Consider the following 25,688-nt stretch of genomic DNA (forward strand, 5'->3'; position numbering starts at 1 on the left):
TCATCCTTCCAGGCCGCCCTCCCGGGGCAAGCCAGATCAGATGTCACCTAACCGTGCACCAGTCCCCCCGTCTACGACATTGTGTTTGAAGACAGGGTCGGCCGGTTGTGGGAAGACCCGAGCCACACGTCCGAAGACTCGCGGGTTGATCCGGCCAGCTGGGCGGCCCAGCATTCGGTCCCCGCGGGCCGGATCGGACCGGTCGGTCCGGGGATCGCGCCGGAGCAGTGGCCGCGCGATCCGACGACGGGGATGCCGATGATGCACGTCATCACCCTGTGGCTCCCCGAGCATTTCCGTCGGCGCGGCCCGGACCTCCCAGGGTTCGCGCTTTTTCAGGGAGCAGGCGAGGCTTTCATGCCGCTACCCGACAACCCGGATCCGGCCGATCCGTTCGTCATCGACCTGCACCACCATCGCCCCCACCCCCAACAGATTCTCCTCACCGACATCCTTGATCTCTACTTTGCAGCCATTTGGCTCACCGCCGAGGAACTCACCCGGATCGGCTCACCCCCGGCAGACCGCCGACGTCCCGGAGAACACAACCACGACGGACTACCCCGCCATGCGTGGAACCACGACGACCCCCCGCTGCTCGTGCGCCTCACGCCGCGCCGCCACGACCCCAACGCCGGCATCGCCCCCGTCGAACGTGACGCCACCACAGACACTCCGTACCTCAGCACGTGGGGCGACGGCGACCACCACGATTGGGCCAACAAACTCCAATGGTGGAATCACCTCGGCGGCACAATCTTTCCCTCCCAGTGGATTCCCGACGGACTCACCCCGTACTACCTCGACCTGATCGAACTTCCCGGGATGAACATCGGCACCGGCACCCTTCAGTACGACCTCGAATCGAACGTATTCGACTGGGCCTGTGGGTAACTGATGTTCCAGATTCACAGAATGCCGTCGAAGACCAGGCCTACCCAGATGCAATCGGCCGCCAGGCCGAAGGTCAGCCCCGCCCAGAGCGCGATCTTCTCTGCTGGTTTAGCACCAGCGATAGCGGCCACGAGGATGCCGAAAGCGACGAGCCCCAGCGGGAATACGACCACGATGAGGTAGTCGGGAAGCAGGAGCGCGCAGGCGGCGAGAACCAGTCCGGCGGTCGTGTAGACGGCGTAGCGCGGCCCGTCATCGAGCTGGGCGATCCGAGTGGCGACCGCACGGGCGATCGCGCGCTCGAGCGACTTCGTCATGCCAGTCCTTCACGGTGGGGTTGCCCGATCACGTCGACACCTCTACGCACTCAGTTGATGAGGCCGGAGCGGGTGAGGAAGGTGCGGGCATTCTCTACCGACGACAGTTCGGTGACCCTGAGGACCAGCCCGGTACCGGTGTTGGCGTACCAGATGGTGTATTCGTTGTCGCTGAGACTCGGGGTGATCTCGGCGGCGGCCTGGCGGTTGGTGTCTTCGACGACGGTGCCCTTGCCGGCACTGTAGACCCCGTTACGCAGGTTGCGGATCTCGCGGGTGGCTTCGTTGTCGTCGACGTTGATGTCGATCCGCAGTGAGTCCGATAGGCCGCCCTCGATTTTGAGGCCACTCAGGGTGCCGGCCTCGTTGAGGGTGCAGTCCAGTGTGAGGGCGCCGTTGTCGGTGAAGCTGCCGTTGGTGCAGTCGGTGATCTGGGATTGCAGGGCGCCGGGGAGTTGCTGGCGGATTTGGTCGGGGTCGGTGAGGATCGGCCCGCCGTCTTCGCCGGTGGGGCCGGCGGGGGTGGTGTCGGCGCCTAGGGTTTGGGTGGCCTGGGATGCATCGGTGGGGTCGTCGTCGCTGCCGCTGGCGGTGGTGACGATGGTGGTCACGATCGCGGCGGCGGCGGTGACGGCGACCGCCGCGGCGCCGATGCGCAACCAGCGTCGCCGCGTCGAGGCGGGCTGGGCTGGTGAGCCCAAGGTGCGGGGTTGGGTGTGCCAGGTCGGCATGAGGTCGGCGGCTTCGGGGATGCCGCGGGGCTGGGTGGGCGCCGAGTCCGCCAGCACGGTGAGCAGTGCACCTTGGGCGACAACGGTTTTGGGGTCGTCGAGGGTGGCGACGGGGCCGAGTTCGCCGAGGCGTTGCTGGATGAGGGGGATGCGGGAGGACCCGCCGGTGAGGTAGAGGGCGGTGAGTTGGTCGGGGTGGGTGAGGCCGGCGTCGGCGAGGGTGGTTCGGGTGAGGTGGACGGCGGCGTCGACGGCGGGGGTGATGAGTTCGTCGAACTCGTCGCGGGTGATCTGCAGGGTGGTGCGTTCATTCGGGCCGGGCACGGTGATGGTGGCCGACGGCGTTTCGGACAGCAGCTCTTTGGCCTGCTGGATGGAGTCCTGCAAGGACTGGATGGCGTCGATGGGGGCGGCGCGGCGCAGCCAGGCGGCGTGGTCGGGGTCGCGGTCGGCGAGGCGATCCTCGACCCAGCGTTGCAGCAGGGCGTCGAAGTTCTTGCCGCCCAGTCCGTTGTCGCCGCGGGCGGCGATGACCTGGAAGGTGTTGGTGGGGGTGACCTCGAGGACGGCGATGTCGAGGGTGCCGCCGCCGAAGTCGAACACCGCAATCCTGGTGCCGTGTTGCAGGGCGTGGGAGCGGGAGTAGTGCCCGGCCGCGGCGCGGGGTTCGGAGATCGTGGTGATCCGCTCGGCCGGGATGCCGGCGGCCCTTGCGGCGTCGGTGAGAACCTGAATCTGTTGGGGCGCCCACGCTTCGGGGTGGGTGAGCACGACCCGGTCGGGCATGGTGCCGGCGTGTGCGGCGACCCCGCGGCCGATGATGGTACGCATCACGGCGGCGACGAGGGCATAGATCGGCAGGGTGTGCCCGTTGGCTGCGACGGCCGGTTGCGCGCCGATGAGGCGTTTGGGTGAGGCGATGAACCCGGCCGGGTTCTGTGCGGCGGAGTTGAGGGCGGCACCCCCGACGAGGACGGTGCCTGCGGTGTCGACGAACACCGCCGAGGGCATCAGGTTGCTGGTGTGGGTCAGCGAGAGCGCTTCGATGCTGCGGCTGGTGGCGCCCGAATGCGCGGCCGCCGAGTTTGAGGTGCCGAAGTCGATGGCCAGAGACCAGGCATGGGTGGCAGATGTCTGGGTGGCAGATGTCATGGTGTCGGATCGTCCTGTGCGGGAGGGGGTGTCAGTGGCCGGCGGCCAGAGCGGTGTAGGTGCGGATGAGGGTGACCAGGGCGGCGTCCTCGGCCGCCGACCGGGTGGCCAGGGTGCGTTGCTGGGCGGCGGCCAGGCGGCGGTGGGCTTCGGCGGTGACGGCGGCCGGTGGTGAGTGGCCGTCGAGGCCGACGCGGCCGGCGGGGGTGGTGGCGGTGAGGATGGTGCGCAGTTCGTCGGTGACCGCGGCGTCGGGGTCGACGTCGAGCATGCGTTGGTAGTCCTCGAGCACGGTCACCGCGGCCAGGGCCGGGTCGGCGCGCAATCCGGCGGTCAGGGTGCGGATGTGGTCGCGGGCGGGATGGGTGAAGGCCAGTTGATCGAGGCGGGCCAGGATGCGGTGGGCGCGGTGCAGCATGGCGAACCGGCCGGTGGCCGCGGTCAGGGCGTGGCGCAGGGCGGCGATCCCGGATCGTTCGGCCAGCCAAGTGTTGAGCGCTGCGGCTCCGTCGGCGGCGATACGGCGGCCGTTGAGTACGCCGTACTCGCCGAGCAGGGCGAGGAGTTCACGCCGTTCGGCCGGCGGTACTCCCCCGCTGGTGGGGTCTTCGGAGTCGAAGATCCGCAGCACTTCTAGCGGCGCGATGTCGCGGAGCTGGGCGAGCAGCGCGGCGTGGCGTTCGGTCAGCATGCCGGTGTGGCTGGTTTGCGCCATCAGCCCGGACACCGGGACGATCGCGTGGACGATCCCGGCCAGCGGGCCGGCCATGGTGGCGGCGTGGGCGGCGGCGTGGGTGAGTGGGTCGCGGCGGCCGAAGGCGCCTTCGCCGAAGGAGTCGGCGCGCGAGAGCACCCCGAGCATGGTCAACGGGGTGAACGGCAGCCGGTGCAGGAACTCGATCTCATCGACGCGGGGTGCGGCGTCGAAGAGGAATACCGCGGCATCGGCATCGATGGAGGCGGTGCGGGTTTGTTCGAAGCCGTCGATCATCACTCGGCGGGTGGCGGCGTCGTTGGCGGCGGTCAGCGTCGACAGGCCGGGGGTGTCGATGAGGGTGAGTTCGCGCAGCGCCGCTGAGGGCAGCCACCGGTCGACGTAGGCGACCTCGGCTGACGGGATCGGTAACTCGATCCCTGCGCCCGGGCGCAGCGCGGCGCGGTGGCGGGTGCTGTCGAGGGCGAGGACCTCAGCCCGGGACGGGGACCCGTCGCGGTAGACGGTGACGACGTTGGTGGCCTCCAGGGCGGCGGTCTCGGCGACCGGGGCGCCGATCAGCGCATTAACCAGCGTGGATTTGCCCGCTTTGAGTCGGCCGACCACCACGACGCGCGGCGGTGACCACAAGATGGTGCCGATCGCATTGGCGTGATCGATGCAGTCCCCACCGAGCGCGGCCAGCTGGTGCAGCCCGCGGTCGAGCGTGGTGTGCACCGAATCTGGTGTCGCGCTACTCATGTCGGGTCTCCGTCGAGCAGTGCTTGGGCGGCGGTGATGCGTTTGTCGACGATGGCCAGGTTCGAGGTGAGGCGTTGGGTGGACTTTTCGCGGGTGGCGGCGTCGGCGGCCGCGGCCTCCTGGACGTGGGTGATGGTGGTTTGAAGCTGGTCGATGCTGGCGCGCAGGTGATCTCGGTAGCGGATGACGATGTCGGGGCGGGCTTGGGCGACGGCGCTGTCGAGGAGTCGGCCGGTGGCGGTCTTGGTGGCGGCCAACGTTTCTCGCAGCCAGGCCAGCAGGTTGGTTTTGCCGGCGCGGATCGCCCGGAAGCTCAAGTTCACTCCGACCCACACCGCGCCGATGACGGCGCCGACACCCATCAGCGCCGACAGCCCGACAAGGCCACCGAGGGTGGAGGACCCGACCACACCCATGGTCAGCAACGTCGGGTCGAGCAGCCCTTGGCGTTTGCTGGTGACCTGGTGGGTTTCGATCTTCTTGTCCTGCATCGAGGCGACGATGCGGTCGCTGATCTGTTCCCACACCGCGGGGTCGTCGGCGAAGCGTGGGGTGATGATCGTGTCGTGCAGCTCCTGCAGGAACCCGGCGAGGGTTTCGGCCATCGCCATCTGCAGATCGACCTGCATGTCGGCGGTGAACTTCTGTTCGCTGCGCCGCAACACGGCCATGCCGTTGCTGTTGATGTAGGTGGTCCACTTCTCGCGCACCCCATCGAGGCGGCGTTCGAGGTCATCGACCGCCGATTGCCGCAACAAGGTCAAGTCCCGGGCGAGGTATTGCTCCCATTGGCGTGACTGGGCCTGCAGGTCGGTGAGCCGGTCGCGTTCGGCGGTCAGATCCGGCAACGCTTTCGCTCCAGCAGCCAGCGCGGCGAGCTCGTCGGCGATGGTCGTGCGCACGGTGCGCAGCCCGTCCAGACAGGTGCGGACCGCATCCAGGTGCGGGGCCGCCGCGGCGGCGTCAAGTCGGTCGGTGATCGCCGCGCGCAGGGCGGCGATCCCGGCGTCGGCCTCGAGGCGGTGACGCGCCTGCGGGTCGGGGGTCTCGGCGGCCAGGACGGCGAGGAGGCTCGACACCCCGATCACCGGCACCGTACGCCCCAGGTGCTCGGCGATCAGGCGCTGGTTCTCGGCGACGATCGCCCGCCAGCGTCCCAGGTGTTTGTCGGTTTTCGTCACGGCCACAACAACGGCATCGACACCAGCGCTGGCCTCGCGGACGAAGGCCATCTCCGGGGCCGTGATCGGGGCAGAAGCATCACAGACCAGCACCAGCACGCACGCCTGCTGCGTGGACTGCGACGCCAGTTTCGCCAAACCGGGGTCCAGACCGCCGACACCGGGGGTGTCGATGAGGGTCATATCGCCCACCGCCGCCTCACGCAGCGCGATCGCCGCCGCAGTGGGCAGCTCCTCAACGCTGCGATCACACACCATCCGCCCGCCAGTGGTCACCCAGTCGGCCAGCTCGCCGATCTCAGCCGGCCGCGGGCCGGAGGGAAAGAACAACTCGGCGGCGTGGGCGGCGGGTAGATCACCGGTGGTGGTGACCGACACCGCAACCGAGGAGGTGACATCAACCCCCACCGGGCACAGGTCGCGGTAGCCGACCAGGGCGTTGACCAGCGAACTTTTGCCGCGCTGCACCTCGCCGGCCACCACCACGGTGCGCTGCGGCGCCCGATGCAGTTTCGTCTCGGCGAGGTCGGCGACGGCGTCGTGTTTGTAGGCGCGCAGCACCTTTCCCGCCTCAGCCACGACCGCCGCCGCGGCCGCATCGACCCCTGTCTGGGGTGCTGCGGGCGCGTTCACGCCGACCATCGTCTCGTAGCAGTGCCGCCGTTCCCCCGACCGGTCATGGAAAGCATGCTGGTCGAAGCGGCAGGGCAAACGCAAAACGGTGGGCGTCAGGCGCCGGCGGTGCAGGCCCAGATGATCGTGCGGGACCCCGGCCCGGACTCATTCGCCGCGGCTACCTCAGCGGACCGTTCGCCCGCGATGGCAGACCCGACTGTGTGGGCGCGAGGGTGGGCGCACTATTCTGCAGCCGAACAAGAGGATCGTGCAGATCCGGGTTTCGGGGGAACCGTTCGGGGTTCGCGCAGCAACTCACTGAGCAACACCAGTGTGTGCGGCGCTGGCCCGGGTGAGGTCGTTGGTCCTCCGCGGCAGGGGCTGCAGGAGAGAAACGAGACCCTGATGAAGCGTTGGTACCCACTCGCGGCCGCAGCCGCGGTCACCGCGGGCATGCTGGCCGCATGCTCCACCGGCGGCGAACCCGCCCCCGAATCCTCGACGCCCGGTAGCGCCGAGCCGACGGTCGATCTGACCGCGCTTGATCCGGGCGCCTACCCCACCGAACCTCGCCCACCGTTCGGTGTTGCCGACGACTCGCAACTGGTGCAGGTCGAAAGCCAGCGGATGGCGCAGTTCATCGTGGTGCCCTTCGAGGTCGACCCGGACCTGACCGCCCCGGACAAATCAAACGCACCGATCACCAGCCGCCGCAACCTGGTGCCACACATCAACGCCGACGCGGCGACGATCCCGGCCAACGACGCACTGCTTGGCGGTTTCTCGTCACTGTTCACCACCGCGCCGACCGAACGGGACAACCCGCGTGGCCTGCACAACATGGTGCTGCGCTACGAAACCGCCGCTGATGCCCGCGCCGCCGCACAGCAACTCGCCCAGGTCAGCGCCCGCCAGCAGAACAGCCCGGTCACCAGCCTGCCGGGGGTGGAGGGCGCCTGGGCCCTCGAGACCACCCGCAACGACAAGAGCTACTTCACGACCTACACCCCGCACGGGGTGTACGTAATCTACGAGTTCGCCTCCTCCCTGGCGGCCCACTCCGACCAGCTCGAGCCGATGGCCCGCAAAGCAATCACGTTACAGTCGGCGTTGATCGACCAATTCCCACGCACCCCCACGGCTGCGGAGAACGCCGCCCGCGGCAACGGCGAAGGTTTTCAGCCGCCGAAGATGGATGAGAACAGCATCCTCATCTACGCCCTGCCCTACACCGACACCGAGATGGAAAACGGCATCACCGGCCGGCCGCAGCAGAGCATGCGCGCGGTGTACGGGCCGCGCGGCTTGTCGCATTTCTCCAGCGACCCGGCCGGCATCTTCAACGACCTTCGTGCGGCCGGATCTACCGCGAACGCGATCGAGCGTTCCATCGTCTACCGCGCCGACACCGAGGAGCAGGCCGCCACGCTGGCCGCTACGAGCGAAGCCGACGATCAGAAGATCGACGCACCGCCCGGGCTGCCGGCCGCCAACTGCTCTGCCCAATCCAGCGCCGACGGCAAGTACACGATCTATCACTGCAAGGTGCAGGTCGGCCGCTACGTCGGAGAAGTGCAGTCGCCCAATAAGACTGACGTCTACCAGCAAGCCGCGGCTCAATATCTGATCCTCACCAAGGCCGACCAGAACGCCAAGTAGACGGGACGAAAGGCGACGATGACGCGCAGCTACCTCGGTCGCTCCATCGCCGCGGCCGCGGCGGTGACCGCAGTGCTGGCCGGCTGCACTGTCGACGGTCAGCCCAGCTCGGCAACATTCACCGACCCTGCCGTGCAGGTTGATGCCCTCGACACCGGCGACTACCCCACCCGGGCGCGAGCCCCGTTCGGGCGCGCGGTCACCGACCCCGAGCGGGTCGAGGCGACCCGGATGGCGCAGTTCGTGCTGGCGCCGTTCGAGGTCAATCCCGATCTCACACATGGGCAATGGCCTGTCGGCGAGCTCGACGACGCTGCCGGGATCGGTCGCGCGGTCGTCCCGGGCGCGGCCGACATTCCGGCCAACGCGGAGTTCGTCACCGGATTTGTCACCACCGCCGACAACGGGGATGCCAACGTCGGGGCTGCTCGTCACCTGCTGCGGCATGCGGTCCTGAAGTATCGCAGCCCTGCCGACGCCTCGGCCGCCGCTGAGCAAATGAGTGCCGCGGTCGCCGAAATCGACAACAAGCCCATCGTGCCGCTCGACGGGGCGCCGGACACTCGAACTGTCATCCAAGATTTCGGTGCGTCCACAGCGATCCTGGCTGTCACCGCTCACGACTCGTATGTGTTCTTCGATCGGTACTACGGCCCCACGACGCAGTTCCGCAGCGGAGAGTCGTTGGTGCGTATGGCCAACGCGATCACTCAGCAGAAGATTTTCATCGACGAGTTCACGCCCACCCCCGACGGTGAAACTCCGCTGATCGACCCCGACGCCATCCTCATCTACGCGCTGCCGTTCACCGCGGCCTACCTCCGGGCGAACCCCGACTCCCCTGACCGCGGAGCGGTGTACGGGCCCCGCGGCATCGCCCACACCAGCACCGACCCCGTCACCGACTTCCAGGTGCTGACCAGGATTGGCTCGGATGCCAACGCAGTGGAGAACTCGGCGGTCTTCCGCGCGGACACCGCCGAAGGCGCGCGCACCTATCTCGACAGCTTCCTCGGGTCCAACCGCACCCGCGGCTGGACCGGCGCCGACAGCCCACCAGGCTTGCCCACCGCCACCTGCCAAAAGCACCCGACAAGCCAAGCACACAGCTGCGCACTGACGGTCGGGCGATACGGCGCCCAGGTCATCGGCAACACCAAAACCGATGCTCACCAACAAGCCTCGGCCCAATACCTGATCCTGACGACCGCCGACCAACGAGCACACTGACCGACGACATCGCGCACGTCGTCATCTCCCCGCAGACAGAGGTGCCCGGACCCGCCACTGCGGGTCCGGGCACCGAACTCACCCCGGATGTCAGGGGCGGAAAACCTTCAGCTGCCCAGCGTCACCGATCGGATCACCGTAGCCACGACGGGTGAAGTCGTCGTTGCCAACTGGATCGCCGTACTCCGCACCGAATGTGAAGGTGAAGGGCTCCTGACTTTCGGTGGCACCCCCATGCACTTGGTGGATTCCGAAGTCCGAAACGAACGGGCCCGTCGCCGCGGTCGCGACACCCGCTCCAAGGCCGGCCAGCCCCGCAGCGAGCACAGCGCCGGCGAGCAGACGAGTCGAAGTTATTGCCATGAGAGTTGTTCTCCGTTCGAAGGAATGGGGCGGCCGCTGTTGCGACCCTTGCACCCCATCTGTTGCTACCGCACCACAGAAAGGTTCCCAGGCACATCTTCGAGTTCGCGGACTAACGCCGACCTATCGCGCGACGGCCCGTCGTCGATTATTGAGGTCGCGGCTCGGGGGCGGACGTCGCGCGAGCGATCCCCCACTGCTTCCACGACCTATCCATATCTGGCGTGCTGTGCATTGCCGGTCGCGGCCGCTGGTTCCATGAGGCTTTGCTTTCATTCCGACACGTCAGACTTGACCTTGACCCTGTAGGCGAGCTGGTCGGGATGAGCACGACATATCACCCGAATGGCGATAGTTGGGGTCGGGACCTGGGTGGCACGATTTAGATGGCGACGCGGCCACTTCTTGGATCGGAGCCCTGCCGCAGTTTGCCCGGACTAGTCACTGTTGCAGGTGTGGGCACTGATAATCGATTGCAAGGCGGCCCACGCTGGACGTCATTTGCAAACGATCCACAAGGCTTTCGGGTGAAGCAGCGAGGATCTTCTCGCGCTTCGCCGCAGCTAACTCTCGCCTCAGTCCAGGCGAATCGTCGATTTGGGCAAGCAAAGACTGCTTATACTGCGCGGGGTCGGCGCGAGCTTCGAACACTTCGGCGTCAAGAGTAGCCTGCGCTTCGATCCAATCCGCCCCGCCCTGCTCTGCAGCACTACATTCGTGGCGACCGATTCCACGAAGTAGGTGAGGGGTTCGTCCAAAGACTTCGCTGCCAGGAACTCCAAACCCTGTGGATAGCGTCAGGAAGCTGCCGTTAATCAGGTCGGGTGCCCATCCCCTCATCTGACAAAACGCGCGGGCAAAAGCTGCGTCGCCTCCTGATGGAACATCACGAAAGACTTGCTGAACTACCTGATCCAGCACAACAGCGTACTGACCATCGCCGACAATCTGGTCGGACACCCGCTGCTGCCGCATCGAAGCGAGATCAAAGATCGGCGCGTTGAGTGCCGCCTCGGCTATTTCCTCCGGTGTTGAGTTTACTCCCCGAGCATCAACACAGTCTTCGAATGAATCTCCAAGTACGACATCGACGGCCTCACTTGAGTCCGAGCTAGAAGAACAACCCGCAATCCAGATTACCGCCAATATCGCAAGAAGCAGCCCGAACCACGGAGTCCTAAAGCCTCTCCAATACCCCATACCCCACCCCGTTTCTAACCGCCCGAATCCGCAGTCACGGCGGTCTTGTATACCTGTCAGTCAATACCAGGGCCCCGTATATGCACCCCCACCGACACCAGCAGCGATGTACTCATTAGCTATTGGGTGCACACTTTGTCCACGAGTGCACGTTGTCCAGTACACGTTGATGCAGATGCCACTCGCCATGAGCGAGTGATTTTCGGATTCATGACCTACCCTGAGGAGCGCCCAACCCTCAGCGAGTTTGAAAACTGGGCGCAATGCCCAGTCCGTAGCAACCTCCTCTTTCGTTTGATAATCGACGACAGACCTTTGGTCCGACTTTGTCAGATACAGATAACGATCGCCAAGGAACGCTTCCTTTAACCGTAGACCCGCAACCTTAGTGCGATCGAGGTCGAAGACGACCTGCCCGCTCCCCAAGTCGACAATCGAGACATATTGCCCTTCCGAAGTGCTCGTGCCCCGCAGCAAGATTAGATCACCGTAGGTGTACCGGGAAGCTTGAGACCAGGTATTGAATGAACTGTCACCGAAATCGGAGTACGGCGCAATCGGTCCAACCAAGGTCTTGTTGCGAAAATCGAAATAGAAAACGCCCGGCCTACGTTCCTCGGGAATCGCATCTGTCCGCGGGCGGTGCTCCATCAAGATTCCAAACTGCGTAACCATGTAGGGTCCGACATTCCGGAACTCCCCAACTTCCGCACCGTCGCTGTCATAGAAGTGCATGTCTTTGACGTATCCCACACCGACCTGCCTGGACGTCGTGAGACTATACCCGCCGTAGTTCACACCCTGCGGTCCTGTATCAACGCCATCGTACGGTTTGTCATCTGGCCGAGTCTGACTTTTCAGAGAAAGAGTAGACGCGTCAAAAAAGGCCACATGATCGAGTGAAAAGCCAGCAGGATTGGCAGTAATGAGAGAAAACGCCCCCCCAGAGGCGGGATGCAATGACCAATTGACACTATCCCCAACCGGCCATTCGAATTCTCTAGAATCTCTCAATTCGGCGCGCACGATATCGTATGACGACAATTCTGTGCGGATCACTTCTGGTTCGAGACCATGAGACGGCGTTCTCGTCTTGGTGAGATATATGGCTAGCGGTTTCCCGCTGGAGTCTTCTGTGACAACACAGGCCTGCTCTATGATCGTATCGCCCGACTTGGGCGTGGGGTTTGGCATGTCAACATTCCGCCCCTTTGAGATGTCAAAAAACTCACGATTGCTATTTCGCGGATCGGGTTCTTCCATTTCAGGGACGCATCCACTGTATACAGCGGTTCCACTGAAGTACAGATTGCTACCTTGCGGTAATGGGAACTTGGTCTCTTTAGTTGGTTTCAGCGTAGTAATTGTAGACTCGGCAGCGGCAGTCCTAGGCCCCGCTGTTTGTGGTTCGGCCACCTGAGTCGAACTGCAGGCACCCGCGGAGACCACCGCTACGACGATGAGCAACCGAACCGGAAGCGCGGATCGGAGCGATCGTTGTGCCGTAGGGTTGCCGCTTCCTGATGATCGACGAGACGAACCCGGCCGAATTACTCGCCCCGCCAACTGTGAGCGCTCTCGGAGCACTTTTAACTCCCTTTGGACACCGAATACAAGGGCCACACAGGGCCTTATGTGAGTGACCCGTGAACCCCGCTCCAAGATGACGATGCATGAGCACTTCGCTACACGCTCATGAGTCGCACGGTGGTCGGAAAGCAGAACACCCCACCCCTCAGGAGCGGCGATCTACTCCTGGCCCCTTTGTCAGTCGATCTGTTCGGTCGAAGACTTGACGACGTCGGCCCTCGAGAAACTAGCGCCTCGAGTTCCGTAGAAGTCAACCGACGACTATCGAACGTCTCTTCTCCCCTCGGCCAGGATGAGCAAGGCGCGCGGTTCGTCTACTGCAAATAGGCCGCGTAATGTGCGGATAGATGGGCTAGGTAGATCTAGATGCCGCCCCCTTTTCGGTAGGTGTTACTCCCCGACCGACGACCACTATTGTGTCATAGCTCACACCAGGGCCGGGGCCTGTCCGAGACATTGGGCACTGCAAAAGCTCGGATTGGACCACTTCGATGGGTGCGGTCACTGCTGGTAGGCAGCTACTAGCCAGCGGGTGAGTGGTCTTGCCAGAAAATTGAACCCGGTGTGCCAGCAGCGTCGCTGCGAGATCGCCAGTATGGTCGCGGCGATTGCGTCCAGATCATCCGTCGATCGCATGCCGGACGGCCGCCCGGTCAGCGTCAGCTCGCCCATGGTGACGCGGCCTGGTTTGGGGTGCGACACGGTTGGTGGAGCCGACGGCGCTTCAGGCCACGACCCCGACCACGCGGTCGTCGACGTCGTGACCCGCACCGAGATCACTGCCGAGAAAACTGACAGTTTCTTGAGCCGGCGCGAGAGATCCGGCGCCGATCCTGACGACCGCCGACCAACGAGCACACAGACCGGCGGAGTCCAGCCACGCGCCGGTCGTCGTCTTCTTGGTGCAGACACAGCGGTTTCCGGACCCGGCAGTCGGGTCCGGGCACCTACTAACCCTGCCGTCAGGGGCGGAAGATCTTCGGCTGCCCGGCGTCACCGATCGGGTCGCCGTAACCACGACGGGTGAACTCATCGTCGTTGTTGACCGGACCTCGGAAACCGGTAGGGATTTCGAGGGTGCAGGGCTCCTGGCTTTCGGTGGCACTGCCGTGCACCTGATGAACTCCGAAGTCCGAAACGAACGAATGGGCCCGTCGCCGCGGTCGCGACGCCGCTCCGAGGCCGGCCAATCCCGCAGCGGGCACAGCGCCGGCGGTCCAGACAGTCGAGGTTGTTGCCTTAGGTGGTTCTCCGATCGGGTGTAAGGTTCGCCGCTGCGGCGACCCTTACACCCGTCAGTTGCTGTGTAGTCACCTAAAGGTTCCCGAGTTTCGACGCCCGACACCCGACACCCGGCCGATCATCAACGGCCCGCCAACGGAGGTGCCAGCGTGAGCAGGCGTTCAATCCAGCCCAGCACTATCTCCTCGAACCACGCGGGAACTTCGGTGTGGCGTGACGTTGGACTGTCACGCGCAGTCCTGATGATCGCGGTGACACCTAAGCAGCCTCACTTGTCTGCATGTGACTACGCACCAACGAACGAGCCGACGGATAGTCGACCTTGCCGTTGGGCCGCGTCGGGAACCGCCCATACCGTGTCCGCGAGGGCGCTGCGATTGGCAGTGCGATCGCTTGCGGATCCGTTGCCACTCTGCCCGGACCCCGATACCTTCGCTTCCCTCTTTGCTTTCGCCAGCGAAGTTCTTCATCCCACCAGTCCCGAACCAGTCGATCGACAAGATGGCTCTGTGCCCGTCGGACCATTGCGCCGTAAGATCCGAATGCGACGGCTACTTCGTCCCACCTATTTCTGGATGGAGTCAGTAGGTTCAGCTCCCTGAAGTAGCGAAGCCACGCACGGACGCACCGGCTGGAGTAACCCGTGGCACTCACAAGACCGATCACGGATACGTGACCACCCTGCCAGGCTGCGTGGATCCTCTCGGCGATTCCGCCTAAACCTTCTCGCCAAACCCAGATGTCGTGGTGGGCATGGTGGAGTCGCAGGGTGGAGCTGGCAAACGGGGGGCGTGTTTCCCCTTGTGTTGCAGCTGTGTCATGCGGAACATGTGCGAGCTCCCAAGTTGCCGACTCTGTCCCCTGCGCCTCAGCGACTCGTCTGATCCAGCCTTCTGCCTGGAGGCGGTGAAGTGCCCTCGATGCTGTTGCAGCGTGAACGTTAGCGGCTTCGGCTAGCCGGCGAACGTCGATGTTCACGGTCGTTGTGTGCGCCTCAGCGCACACAACGAGGAGGCTGTGCAGGACCCGTTCAGCACTGGCCCACCCCTTTCGTGCCCAAGTTGCGGGATCTGAGTTCGCTGCAGCGAAGACAGCCTCGATGTGGGTGCGGACTGGGTCGTCGACGGTGTGGTCGCCTTGCGCTCGTGGCCACGCTGTCTCGGCAGCAGTGCGCAGTGCTTTGTGCCATTGCGTGAGGGCGTGCGCCTCGTTCTGGCGGAGGTCTTCGCGCAAGCGGACTAGTCCAGGCTTGTGCAGATGTTGAAGCACATCAGTCCAGCACCAACCGCTGGCGGCCATCCCGAGCATGATCGACCACGCGTGTGCCGAGCGATCGTCGGCGGCTGTGAGCCGCCTGACTAGGCGCTCAGCCGTAGTTGAGGATAGTTCGGTTCGCGCGCGATCAACCCGTGTGGCAGGCCCCTGCCCGACCAGACGTAGGCCGATAGTCGTAGTTCGCTGCCTGGAGTTTTGCCGCGCGGTTGTTGGGAACCTCGCTATCAGCCACTCAGCTAGGTCGGGTGGCGCCGGCCGAGCCTGCATGTCCCTGACGGCGTTGCCCAGTTCCCGTCCGGTCAATAGTGGGCTCGCGTTTCCGCCCGACCGGTGCACAGACCCGGGGATCCGAACTGCGCCCGACACGGGGTTGGTAAGCGGAGAGATGTCGAGGGTTGGAAGATGCGCGCGCAGCCTACGAGCAAGGTCGGCGACTTTCTCCGCGGGTATCCCTGGGTCAATGACGCGCACCCAGATGTGCCGCCCTCCTGAGGGCCCCGACTGCACTTGCAGGTGGCTCACACCCAAGTCGGTTAGGACGCCGGTAAGTACGTTGGCATCCACAGCAACGGCCTCGGGACCGTACGGTCCTGCATCCAGGTCGAATGCGAGCAGCGTGTACCGGGAATGGCGGTCCGCTAGATACGTCGCGATAGGCACCGGTGGCATTCGTTCTGGCCATGGTGCTGATCGGTATCTGTGTTCATTTGTTGCGTCGACACGCACTGTGGAGCGGGGCGACCACTGCCTCCATTCACTCAGCATGTCCACCCACTAGTGGGTGAGTGCTGCGGACGAATGCAGTCGATTCCCCGCGTGTGGTTGTGCGACACGCGGAGCACAGGGATTGCGGGCACTCCGAGAGGGCGCACGCTACCCTGAGATCTGTCCGGCAAGACAGTCCCTTCGGGGATGGGCGAGAGCCCGTGAGACCGAGCTGGTAACTCAGTCTCGAAACTTCAGATCAAGGACCCTCCGACTGGTAATCGGGGGGTCCTTGTGTTGGACCTCGCGCGTTATTCAGATGTCAGCGTTCGGAAGGTTCGGAGGCTCCCTTCTGGGTTGGCGATGCTAGGCGCGCAGCACGAAGCTGGCGCAGGGTAGGAAAGATCTGGTTCGCGCCGAAGGCGCGGCACCGGCGCTGATCGACCGTCGTCGGTAGTAGGGACCGACCGTGGTGCTGGGCTGAAGAACTGCGCAAGCTCGAGCACGATCTCCCGCAGGGACGATCGAGCCGCGGTGCAGTGGCCACGCTAGGACTGGCGCTACCTGCGCGTCCTGCAGTCATCACACCCCCTTGCTGGCTCGAATCACATCGGTGTAATTGTATGAGCGCGATTTCCGCGCGATTTTATGTTGGTGCTGGACGGCGGGTCAGGGGACATCAAGTAGGGCGGTTCTCTCATCTCCGCAGGTCATGGGCGTTGTTCGGCTGTATTTTCGCGCGAATTTATGCCACACTGGGTGGATGGATCGGTCCGCTGACGGCCGGCGTGGGCGCCTTGGCGCACCCACGCCAGTTCCGGCAGCTATCGAGAACCGGTCGACCAAAGCTCCGGTAGTGACGGCGTACTGCGCTGACCCGCAGTGCCGAAAGGAGTTTCGTAGGACCGCGGGTCGTGGTCGGCCTCGGATCTATTGCTCGGATGCCTGCCGGCGCTCCGCCGAGAACGCCGCTCGACGAATTTCCGCGCAACTTCAGCATCATCGCGAGATGGCGCAGATGCTCGAACGCGACCTTGCGGCGTTCGATTCGTCCGCGTCACCCAAGTCCACCCCGGAGCCCTCGTCAGTCGCTGGCTTAGACACAGCCGTTGCCCGCGCGGAAGGTGTGCTCCTGGGGCTTTCAGACGGGAGTGTTCTGGCAAGCGAGTTCACTCGCTTGCTGGACGCAGTTCGTGCTGCGCAGCCCTCGCAGCAGCAACATCGAGCGGGCTAACCGGCAGGCAATCAACAAGCCGTCGGCCTGTCGGTAGAAGCGGTACCGACTGAGTCACAGGCGCGCCTCAAGCGGGCCATCAGCAGTAGTTCGCCGATGGGTCAGAAAGGTCTACTCCGCCGCGGTTCTCCGCTCCCCCACCGGCCAGCGGTGCCGGTCGAGCGCCAGCGCGTGACTTCGATTATCGGATCACGACAGCATTTGAGCACCGTGACCTGCGCAAATCGAAACTGCCTCCCAGTTTCCCGCAGAACGACGAAACTGAGTTGTCCTATCCCCTAGGGCCAAAATGGGTGGCAGCTCGTCACGGTGCGATCTGGAGCCGTTAACGTAAGTCTGTCGTCTCAGCGCGTTAGCCAGGACTCCTGTCAGCCGCACTAAGCGTTCATTCTTGCTTCCTCAGCCCCAACGGGTCGTCGATACGCGATGGCCCACCGTCAGAGTCGAACATCTCCCGCCGGCCCATACGGCCGACCCATACGGGTGTCATCCGGTTGGTGACGACGTCGGCTCAGTTCTCGGAACCCCACCGAAGCCATCACTCAGGGAGTCTTACGAAGTGCCGAGAGCTTTGTGGCATTGGGCCTAGCGGCCGAACTCGAGGGGGGCCGGCGGCGACACCGGTGCCCCCGGGGGAGTGAGACGACTCGGTGATCTACGTAGAGCACGGATTGTAGGTGCCCGCCTGAGCTGCCGCATGTAGTTGTGGCACTGGTCCCCGGTCAGCCATCTGGTCATCCTAAGTCAGCCCGGTTCAGTTGTGGACCCACAAGAGCGGCCGATGTCTGTGTCGTGACCCAACAGTGGGGTCCGCCCGGCCATTCCAGAGACTTCGAGGACCGCTGCTACACGTTGCCGGATGGCTGCGTCGACGTAGACGAGCGATCGAGCAAGGCGGACGCCATTCCCCGGTCATCATTGGTGGGACGAAACTCGTCGTGAACGAGCTGCGCTGTGGTCTCATGTCTTTATGTCTCTGTGCACCCGTGTCGCGAATGGTCAGACCCGTCCCACCGGGTCAGGTCACGCAGACGCGCAAGTCTGCGCGGGGACCGCTTCATTGAGCTGTTGGCTCATAAGCCACTCAGCTGACAGCCGAGCTGTGTGGCTATGTCACCCAGCGCCTCGTTCTTTCACGGGTCTAGTCGAGAGCGCGAATCTCTCCCGGGTGCAGACACGATGCGTCTGTTTGTCCTGGGTATCGTATCCGCGATCCTGGTCTCCGACTTTCGTTCCCCGCACACGTGGTTACCGACCGCGTCGATGGCGAATGCCGTGCGCACAAACGGCCTGTTCAGCCCGTAATAATGCACGCATTACTTCGCGCTGCAATGCGCGCAGCCACGCGCTCAGTGCAGTCGACGAGACCGTCTAGGTGAATCGCGACAGCACTGTGGTCACGGAGCTATGCGCTACGCCCCGCAATGGGCCCCCTAGCACGAACCACAACACTCGAGGAAGTGCACCTTTGTTGGTTGCTGCCCGGATCTTCTGCGTTAATGGGCGCCACCAGTCAGACCGCACGCCGACAAATACGTTCCCCCGTCTATCGGGCCGTACTTTGCACTGTTCGGCGCGCCATACATACAGCGTGAAGTGCCGCACCGAAGTACGGGATGCGCCTCAGCGTCCAGACCCCCATACGCTGCGCAGCAATAAAACACGTAGCCACTCGACTACCAGAAACCATGTTGCACTCAGTACAAGGTCCTGTGAAGTGCTACGTACTGGGCTGCTTGCGGACGCTCGCAAGGCGACCTACGCGGCACAGAGCACTCATGTCCGCATGCATCGCCATATCTTGTTCCACGTCGCAAGCGTTGTGCGTCGAGATGTTCCTCCGTCTACCGGCTCCGCTGATGCGGTACATGTAGATCGATGTACATACCAAACTAGTGAACACATACCCGTGCGCAGTGATGGCAGCTCTGTGTAAGCAGTTATGTCTATACGTAACGCAGGACGTAGATATTGCATGCCGACCAGGGACATCGTCGTTGTTAACGCCTCGATCATTGCCAAGCTCAAGTGAGTATCTGCGGCGTCGCGCACGAGAGACCTCCCGGTAGAACGCCAAGTCGTCCGTAGCGTGTCGTACACCGCGCGAACCGATGTGCGCTGTTATCCTCTGCGCATAGCGGACCCCAATGCGCCCGGGAGGCACTGCCTTCCTGCGGTCCATGCGCACCACCCCATTGGAGGACTCAGTGCAACACCTATCTCAACCCGCACTAGCTCGGGTTGTCACGATCGCAAACGGCAAGGGTGGCGTCGGTAAGACGTCAACGGCGACAAATGTCGCTGGTTTGGCCGCTGCCGCCGGTTGGCACGTCCTGTTCATTGAGCTCGATCCGCAGGGCAACGCGGGACGCGACCTCGGCTACGAGATGGATGGGTCAGGCGACTCCGGACAACAGATCTTCGACGCGATCATGCAGGAGAAACCACTACGACCCAGTCTTGTCAACTACCGACCCAACTTGGACGTACTTCCAGGTGGGAGCGGACTCGACGATCTTGAAGCGATACTGATCGGTCGTTCTCAGCGTTCGCCAGGTTCACACAGGCAACTCGCAGATGCATTAAGCCCCATCGCAGATGATTACGACCTCATCATCATCGATACCCCACCTACACGACCCCATCTTCTACGGTTAGCGCTGGCTGCAACACGTTGGATCGTCATCCCGACGAAACCGGACGACTCGAGCATCGACGGCCTGCAAAAACTCGCTGACGAACTGGTTAGTGCCAGATCAACAAACCCCGACATCGAGGTCCTGGGCGCCGTGCTTTTCGGTATCGAGGCCGCTGCGAAAGCCATTCGTAGAGAGGCGCGGGCCAAGCTAGACGCAGCGCTCGGAGGAGTGGCCCCGCTGTTCAATTCCGTTGTGCGTCATAGCACCATGACCTCGGTTCAGGTACGGGAGAAGGGCTTGCTTGCCCACGAGCTGGCCGAGCAAGTCGACAACGCCGAGCCGTACTGGAAGGCCCTCAAGGAAGGCAGGCGGCCCGACCGTGTGCCAGGCACCGCGCCGTCTCTCGCAGAAGACTACGTCCTCCTCGCCCAGGAGATCCTCCAGGAGATCGACCGACGCGAGACCGAACAAGATTCCTCCGCGGAGCCGGCACACGAAGGAGCACCTGCCTGATGGCCACCGATCGCAAGCCTGTCACCGGTCTCGCGAGGACCGGTAGCGTCCCGGGGCCGCCGCCCCGTAGACCAACCACTCCTACAGCGGCACCGGCGGCGACCCCACCAGTACCCGACGGCCCAGCGCTACCGCACAATCGACCGCAACCGGCAGCGTCTACTCGGCCTGTCTCGCGAGGTGCCCGACGCCCGAAACGCGTCGAAACCCGCCCAGACGAGATGCTGGTGTCAGTCACCCTGTCGCTTCCCACGCCACTCTGCACAGCCACCAAGGCACACAACAAGCAGAACGAAACAACCATTGCCGGGACATTGATGGACGCGATTGTCGCCAATCACGACCGCTTGCCGGCGTTAGTAGAGAAGCTCAAACGCCAGCACCACGACGATGGGCTGTTCGTACGAATCGAAGCCAGACCAGAAGAAGAGCGATCTTCGCTGACGTTCCGGATGCTTGGTCGCAACCTGACTGTCATCGATCGCTTAGTTGTCGAAGTTGGTGCCGAGAATCGCTCGCAGCTGTGCAGGGCGGCTCTAGAAGCCCACCTCCAGTCTCAGTCGGTGGATTCGGAGTAAGCCGGTACACCCAATCCTCGGACGGTTCATCCCTGCCGGCTGGCGGTCCGCAGGCACGAGCTGCACACCCAAACCCGCGGCGTCCCTGCAGTCACGCGGGGGAGGGGTGATGGGTCCGCGCAACTAAACGCAGTTCGATAGGTGAGGGTCGCCGAAGGGCGTCTGATATCTGGGTTCGTATCAGAACGAAGCAACGGGCCCGCAGGGAATTGCCAATCCATACCGTTGCGGGCGAGCCTGGGACTCACCCGCTTCGACGGACGCGCAGAGAGCACGCCCTTTATTTTGGTCTAATATCGGTGTAACTTCGGTTTGCCACCACCAATGGCGTCTTGTGGCGCGGCGCGATGTCCAATGACTGCGCAGCCTAAAGACTGGTCTTGCCGGATCGTGCTCGCGGGTCGGGTTGGAGGTTGCAGTAGACCAACCCGGCCCGCTGGGCCACCGCACCTAGCAGCACCTGAGGAAACTCCAAGTTTGTGTCAGTCCGCTTGCTCTGACTGACTCGCTACGAACTCAGCGAACCGCGCTTCGTATCGCCGAACCTGAGGCATTGGCATCGGGTAGCCGGCTAGCCACCTCAAGTAGTTGAGGTCATCGCTGTCAGAGGTGGACTCGCCTTCCGGTGGTGGCATTCGTAGATGATCGTCAAGAACAAGGATTAGATCAGCGAGAGTGTCATCACGACGCGCTATTTCTGCTTGCCTGATTATCCACGCTCGGGTCAACCTGTCGGTCGCATGACGAAGATTCGCAACCACAACGCGCTGGTCCTCGTCGAGCGAAGGCGACAGGTCATCGACTGCGCGTACCTTCCGAGCGAGTTCGGCCAGCGCGTCGGTTCGAATGAACACGCCGTAAGCAGAGGGCGTCAGAGGACGTGTGGGGCGAGAAGAGACCGGATCATTCGTGCCCGGGGCCAGATCGGTCGTGGGTTCGTCCTGCAGAGGTACCGGGTCACCTCCCTCGAATGCGCGCGCGGCGCTTCCGGGGGACCACCGCAGCGGAGCGTCCAGCTTGGTCAACGTGACGAACCGCGGTTTAGCCATTAAACCTTGCTCGAGGCGTCGCATAGTCGGGTCACTCGGCCCGCCGGCGAGACTTACATCGGCTTGCGACATTCCCAGTTCCTGCCGGCGCCGTTGCACGAGGCGCCCAAAGCGCAAAGCATCGGCCACACCCGCACTCTAGGCGCTATAGACCGGTCCGGGGCGTGCCCCCTACGGTATGCCACCAATGATTGCCTAACTTCGGTTTTCAATCGGTCTACTGTCGGGTTATAGTACGTATCGACGGTCGATATTGATCGGTTACTGCACGGGTCAAGTTGCCGATTGAGCGGCTTTTGGCACCTGGCGAGACCCATGTACACCATGTAGGCACAGGGTCTCTGTCTCGAAGTTTGACCCCGGCCGGACGCTGCCAAGTTTGGCGACTCGAACGGCGTCCGGACCGGGTGATTACCAGCTCGATGCGGTAAGTGCGGGCATCGAGGCGGGCGTTGCTCAGTGTACCTGCGGGTATGCGCGGGCAACGGTCGTCTGGGTGGGCTGCTCCTACAGCTTCGAGGAAACCCTTGGAGTGAAGGAACTCGCATGACGAACCTTCTTGAGCCCGATCCTCGTGGGCCAGATTGGTCTGGGCGTGTCGCTGTCGACTTTCGATCGATGGCACAGGTCCCAGGCTCCGGAGAGGGACGGTCAGATTGCCGTCGAACAGTCCCTCTCCGGAGTGGTGGTTGGCGACTACGCGCGAGCGCGATTGATTTGCCGTCGAACGGCTCACGCGTGGTCACCCGAGGAGACAGCTCCCTGTCTGTCGATGGGGGGCTGTCCCGGTGACCAGTGTAGAGATGCATCGTCCTGTCCAGAGGGGTGGACAGGAGTCGCGACATTCGAGCTGGGCGGCGACCTTGGCAGTCATGGCGACGGCCGTCATCGCCCTGGCCAATGTCGGGGTCGGGAACGTGTCTGCCGCGCCGGCGCAGCCGGGGGGCTGCCCTGGTCTGATGGTGTATGCGGTGCAGGGCACCGGCCAGTCGTCGCCAGACGCCGATCCGTCGAAGGATGCGGGCTTCCTGTCTCAGATACTGCACCCGGCGATCACGGCCGCCCGCGGTGATATGGACCGCGCGTACGTGCCCTACGACGCCGGCTTCGGTGGTGCCGTAGCGGGCGGCAAGGTCCCGTACGAGCAGTCGGTTCAGGGCGCGGTCGCCAAGACACTGTCCTGGATCAAAGAGAAGGCCGCCGCGTGCCCGGCCACGAAGTTCGGTCTGGTCGGCTACTCCCAGGGCGCTCACGTCACACGGATCGTGTTGAACGACATCGTTGGTGGCAAAGCAGCGATCGGCGCCGACAAACTGGCCCTGCTGGCCAACCTCGGCGATCCCGGCCGTCCCGAAGGGGCTTCGTTGTTTCCCGGCAAGCCGGGGCAGACCTCTCCCGACCCGGTGCCGGGAACAAGCGGCACGAACGTATCCAAGGTCGTGGCGGCGTCGACGACCAACGCCCCGGGTGGCGGCATCGCTCCGGCCGGCGATGTCGAGGACACGTCGTACCAGGCCATCGCGGGACGCTATCTGTCCGCGTGCACGCCCGGCGACCTCGCCTGCGATGCCCCGGCGAACGCACCGCTGGCGCGGTTGGTCACCAACATCGCGGGTCAATCGGAACTCAACCCGGACGATCCGATCGGGTCGTTGTCGACGATCGCCGAAGCGCTGGCATTGACCGCAGTGAAGACCGCGGTGCCGGTGGTCAATGAGGATGTCCAGGCGCCGGAGAACAATCTCGAATCCGTGAGTTATCAACCGCGACAGACCCTGTCCGAGCGGTTGGCCGTGGCCTCAGACCCTCGTACGCCGTTGCCGAGTGTCCAGGACGCGTTGTCGGCGGTCATCAAGGTGGGCACGATCGGGTTCAACGCGGTGAAGACCGTTGTGCAGACAGTCGCCACCCCGAGCACCATCGCCGCGATCGCTACTGCGGGTGCTGCGAATCCACTGGCCATCGTCGGCATTCTGGGCGCAAAGCTGGGCCAGGCAGCGGTTACGCTGGTTCCACCGGCAACGCAGAAACGCCTTGTCTCTGAGGCGTTTACCGCGTTCAAGTCCGAGTTTCAGGCGAACTCCGACCTGTTCAAGGTGTCCTCGCTGTTGAAGTACTGGGATGCCGCCAAGCAGCACACGTCGTACTCGCAGGTATCGGCCACACCGACGGGCCAGCCCCCGACGAAGCTGATCGGGGATTGGATCGTGGCGGCCGCGCGCGACATCGCCGGCAAGGACGGCGGTTCGTCGAACTCGTCCGGTAGCGGCAGCGGCAGCGATGACTTTTCGTGGCTGTTCGGCGAGGGGTCCGGTTCGTCGACTCTTCCATCGTTGACCACGACGTCGTTGCCGCCGAGCGCTGCGACGTCGGAACCGGCGTATCCGTGGGAGCTCGACACTTCGTCACCATCGGCTCCGGCCGAGACCGTTCCCTCGGAGTCCTCACCGGTCCCGCAATCCACACCTCCTGGCGGCGCGTCCGGCCTTCCGCCGTTCCTCAGCGGGGCCTCGCAATGAGTCTGACCGTCCTCTCGGCCAGCCCTTCCCGCGTGTGCGGGCGCGGGTTGTGCCGCGCTTGTGGTGGTGGTCGAACCACCACCTCCAGCTAGACCCTTCCTCTCCACTAGCGCACTCAACGAATCACTCCGGAAGGAGCGAGTACATGTTCAGTGACAGTGCAATCCGGCCCCCGTTCGGGGGACATGCCTCTCACAACCCCGGCCATCCGAACCGTCCCATCAACCCGCAGGGTGGTGAGCCGGCGTGGTTGAGTCCCATCGATCTGATCACCGCAGTCACCGACCCGGCCACGTCGGTGGTCCTGACCGATGAGAACGGCTGCGCGTCGACTCGATGGGGGATGGGCAACGGCCTCAGCATCACGCGGCTCAAAGAGGCTTACGACGAACGGGCGCGGTGCGTACTGCCCGGTGACCGCGGCTACCGCCTCGACGCGAACAGCGTTGTGCTGGTGGTCGGCTCGAACGGCTCGTTGCCGGACGAGCTGCTGGTCGGCGCCACCTACCGCGACGTGTTCGACGACACGCTGCACACTATCGATCCGTTCTCGCTGACCGCGGTCCGGCGCGGTGTGTTCGGCGATGAACATCCCCTGCACTGGCACCTCGCCGCGTGCGATCGCTGGACCCGCGCATACCGCCACGGGAACGAGGTGACGTTCGGATGAGCACTGATTGGCAGAACGACCCGAGCGTGCAGTCCTGGCTGCACACCAGCGAGCCTCACTCCGACCAGCTCACGGAGTGGGTTGACGACCCGACGCGCCCCAAGCAGGACATCACAGCAGGGGGCGTTGACCAGGTCGACGACACTTACAGCTACGCCCAACTCGATGACGCTGAATCTGATGACGCCGATTTCGGGGAGGTCGCCGAGCCCGCAGTCGAGGAGCCCCCGTACACCGATAACGTCTATGCCGCAGCGCCATTCACACGAAGTGCGCCCGCTCCGACCCCGGTTCGACGTCGGGACCGCCGGTGGCTGCTGATCGTGGCGGCTGCCGTTGTGGTGGCGGTCATGGGGCTAGTGGCGATCGCAGTCATGATCCGGGGCCTGGTCAGCGGCGGCGGCGAGGACGGCATCACCGATCCGGTTGCTGCGATGGATACCCCGGACCCGTTCTCCGATGCGGTGGAATGCCCCTCGACCAGTGATGGAGCCACCACTACCGGCCGCGACCCGGGCGACCTGACGTCGGGGCCGAACGTGATCAAAGCGTTCAACTACGCCTACTTCCACTGGCGTTCGGGACCGGCCGCGCGGGCGATGGCCTCGTCCAATGTCGAGGGCATCGGCAGCGCGGTCGATTTGCAGTCGAGCATCGACACGCTCAATCCCCAAGCGCGGTACTGCCTGTCGATTGAGGAGACCGGTTCCAACACCTATCGCGTGGCGGTCACGTTGATCCTGCCCGACGGGACCCGCGACCCCGACCCCGATGTCCAGAACATCACCACCACCCAGATCGGCGAACGCACCTACATCGCGTCTGTCACACGAAACAAGAAATAGAAAGGTCACCCCCTCCCATGTACATCACCTC

Annotated in this window: 16 protein-coding genes; 8 read left to right on the forward strand and 8 right to left on the reverse strand. The window is 64.0% G+C overall.

Features of this window, described 5'->3' with window-relative positions:
• The first annotated feature begins 261 nt into the window (after window positions 1–261).
• On the forward strand, window positions 262–894 hold the full coding sequence (locus AC4JJG_RS19910; protein WP_495405803.1) for a hypothetical protein: 633 nt from the start codon (window positions 262–264) through the stop codon (window positions 892–894).
• 14 nt (window positions 895–908) lie between these two features.
• Here AC4JJG_RS19910 and AC4JJG_RS19915 read toward each other — a convergent pair whose 3' ends face one another.
• From AC4JJG_RS19915 to AC4JJG_RS19930, 4 genes are read right to left on the reverse strand one after another with little or no spacing between them, the layout of a single operon-like run.
• Window positions 909–1,211, reverse strand: a complete 303-nt coding sequence (locus AC4JJG_RS19915; protein ID WP_044508785.1) for a hypothetical protein — start codon at window positions 1,209–1,211, stop codon at window positions 909–911.
• A gap of 50 nt (window positions 1,212–1,261) precedes the next feature.
• Complete coding sequence (locus AC4JJG_RS19920; protein ID WP_014928984.1) at window positions 1,262–3,094, reverse strand: Hsp70 family protein; 1,833 nt, start codon at window positions 3,092–3,094, stop codon at window positions 1,262–1,264.
• Between the two features lie 31 nt (window positions 3,095–3,125).
• Window positions 3,126–4,550: a GTPase gene (locus tag AC4JJG_RS19925; RefSeq protein WP_014928985.1), complete on the reverse strand. Its 1,425-nt coding sequence runs from the start codon at window positions 4,548–4,550 to the stop codon at window positions 3,126–3,128.
• Window positions 4,547–6,373, reverse strand: a complete 1,827-nt coding sequence (locus tag AC4JJG_RS19930) for a dynamin family protein (protein WP_014928986.1) — start codon at window positions 6,371–6,373, stop codon at window positions 4,547–4,549. The genes AC4JJG_RS19925 and AC4JJG_RS19930 overlap by 4 nt, the downstream gene beginning before the upstream one ends.
• A gap of 45 nt (window positions 6,374–6,418) precedes the next feature.
• Here AC4JJG_RS19930 and AC4JJG_RS19935 point away from each other — a divergent pair, with 45 nt between their 5' ends.
• Window positions 6,419–8,005 (forward strand): DUF7373 family lipoprotein, encoded by a 1,587-nt coding sequence (locus AC4JJG_RS19935; RefSeq protein ID WP_144066073.1) that lies wholly within the window; start codon window positions 6,419–6,421, stop codon window positions 8,003–8,005.
• Window positions 8,006–8,023: 18 nt separating this feature from the next.
• Window positions 8,024–9,235 (forward strand): DUF7373 family lipoprotein, encoded by a 1,212-nt coding sequence (locus tag AC4JJG_RS19940; protein ID WP_014928988.1) that lies wholly within the window; start codon window positions 8,024–8,026, stop codon window positions 9,233–9,235.
• Window positions 9,236–9,325: 90 nt separating this feature from the next.
• Here AC4JJG_RS19940 and AC4JJG_RS19945 read toward each other — a convergent pair whose 3' ends face one another.
• From AC4JJG_RS19945 to AC4JJG_RS19960, 4 genes are all read right to left on the reverse strand, one after another.
• Window positions 9,326–9,598, reverse strand: a complete 273-nt coding sequence (locus tag AC4JJG_RS19945) for a hypothetical protein (RefSeq protein WP_495405804.1) — start codon at window positions 9,596–9,598, stop codon at window positions 9,326–9,328.
• Between the two features lie 441 nt (window positions 9,599–10,039).
• The gene (locus AC4JJG_RS19950) at window positions 10,040–10,573 is read right to left on the reverse strand and encodes a hypothetical protein (protein ID WP_144066074.1); all 534 of its coding nucleotides are present in this window, start codon (window positions 10,571–10,573) and stop codon (window positions 10,040–10,042) included.
• 285 nt (window positions 10,574–10,858) lie between these two features.
• Complete coding sequence (locus AC4JJG_RS19955) at window positions 10,859–12,061, reverse strand: hypothetical protein (RefSeq protein WP_495405805.1); 1,203 nt, start codon at window positions 12,059–12,061, stop codon at window positions 10,859–10,861.
• Window positions 12,062–13,888: 1,827 nt separating this feature from the next.
• Entirely contained in the window at window positions 13,889–15,670 is a 1,782-nt protein-coding gene (locus AC4JJG_RS19960; RefSeq protein ID WP_014928992.1) for a MarR family transcriptional regulator, read from the reverse strand.
• Between the two features lie 3,354 nt (window positions 15,671–19,024).
• Between AC4JJG_RS19960 and AC4JJG_RS19965 the strand changes: the two genes are divergently transcribed.
• The 5 genes from AC4JJG_RS19965 to AC4JJG_RS19985 all read left to right on the forward strand — a co-directional run bounded on the left by AC4JJG_RS19965 (window position 19,025) and on the right by AC4JJG_RS19985 (window position 25,657).
• On the forward strand, window positions 19,025–19,996 hold the full coding sequence (locus AC4JJG_RS19965; RefSeq protein WP_044508797.1) for a ParA family protein: 972 nt from the start codon (window positions 19,025–19,027) through the stop codon (window positions 19,994–19,996).
• A gap of 227 nt (window positions 19,997–20,223) precedes the next feature.
• Window positions 20,224–20,574, forward strand: coding sequence for a hypothetical protein (locus tag AC4JJG_RS19970; RefSeq protein WP_144066077.1), 351 nt, complete (start codon window positions 20,224–20,226; stop codon window positions 20,572–20,574).
• A 1,921-nt stretch (window positions 20,575–22,495) separates the two neighbouring features.
• Window positions 22,496–24,142: a cutinase family protein gene (locus tag AC4JJG_RS19975; protein ID WP_044508694.1), complete on the forward strand. Its 1,647-nt coding sequence runs from the start codon at window positions 22,496–22,498 to the stop codon at window positions 24,140–24,142.
• A gap of 145 nt (window positions 24,143–24,287) precedes the next feature.
• Entirely contained in the window at window positions 24,288–24,812 is a 525-nt protein-coding gene (locus AC4JJG_RS19980; RefSeq protein ID WP_014928866.1) for a hypothetical protein, read from the forward strand.
• Window positions 24,809–25,657: a DUF8176 domain-containing protein gene (locus AC4JJG_RS19985; RefSeq protein ID WP_014928867.1), complete on the forward strand. Its 849-nt coding sequence runs from the start codon at window positions 24,809–24,811 to the stop codon at window positions 25,655–25,657. Before AC4JJG_RS19980 ends, AC4JJG_RS19985 begins: the two co-directional genes overlap by 4 nt.
• Window positions 25,658–25,688 lie beyond the last annotated feature (31 nt).

Source organism: Gordonia sp. B8661-1 (assembly GCF_059427765.1).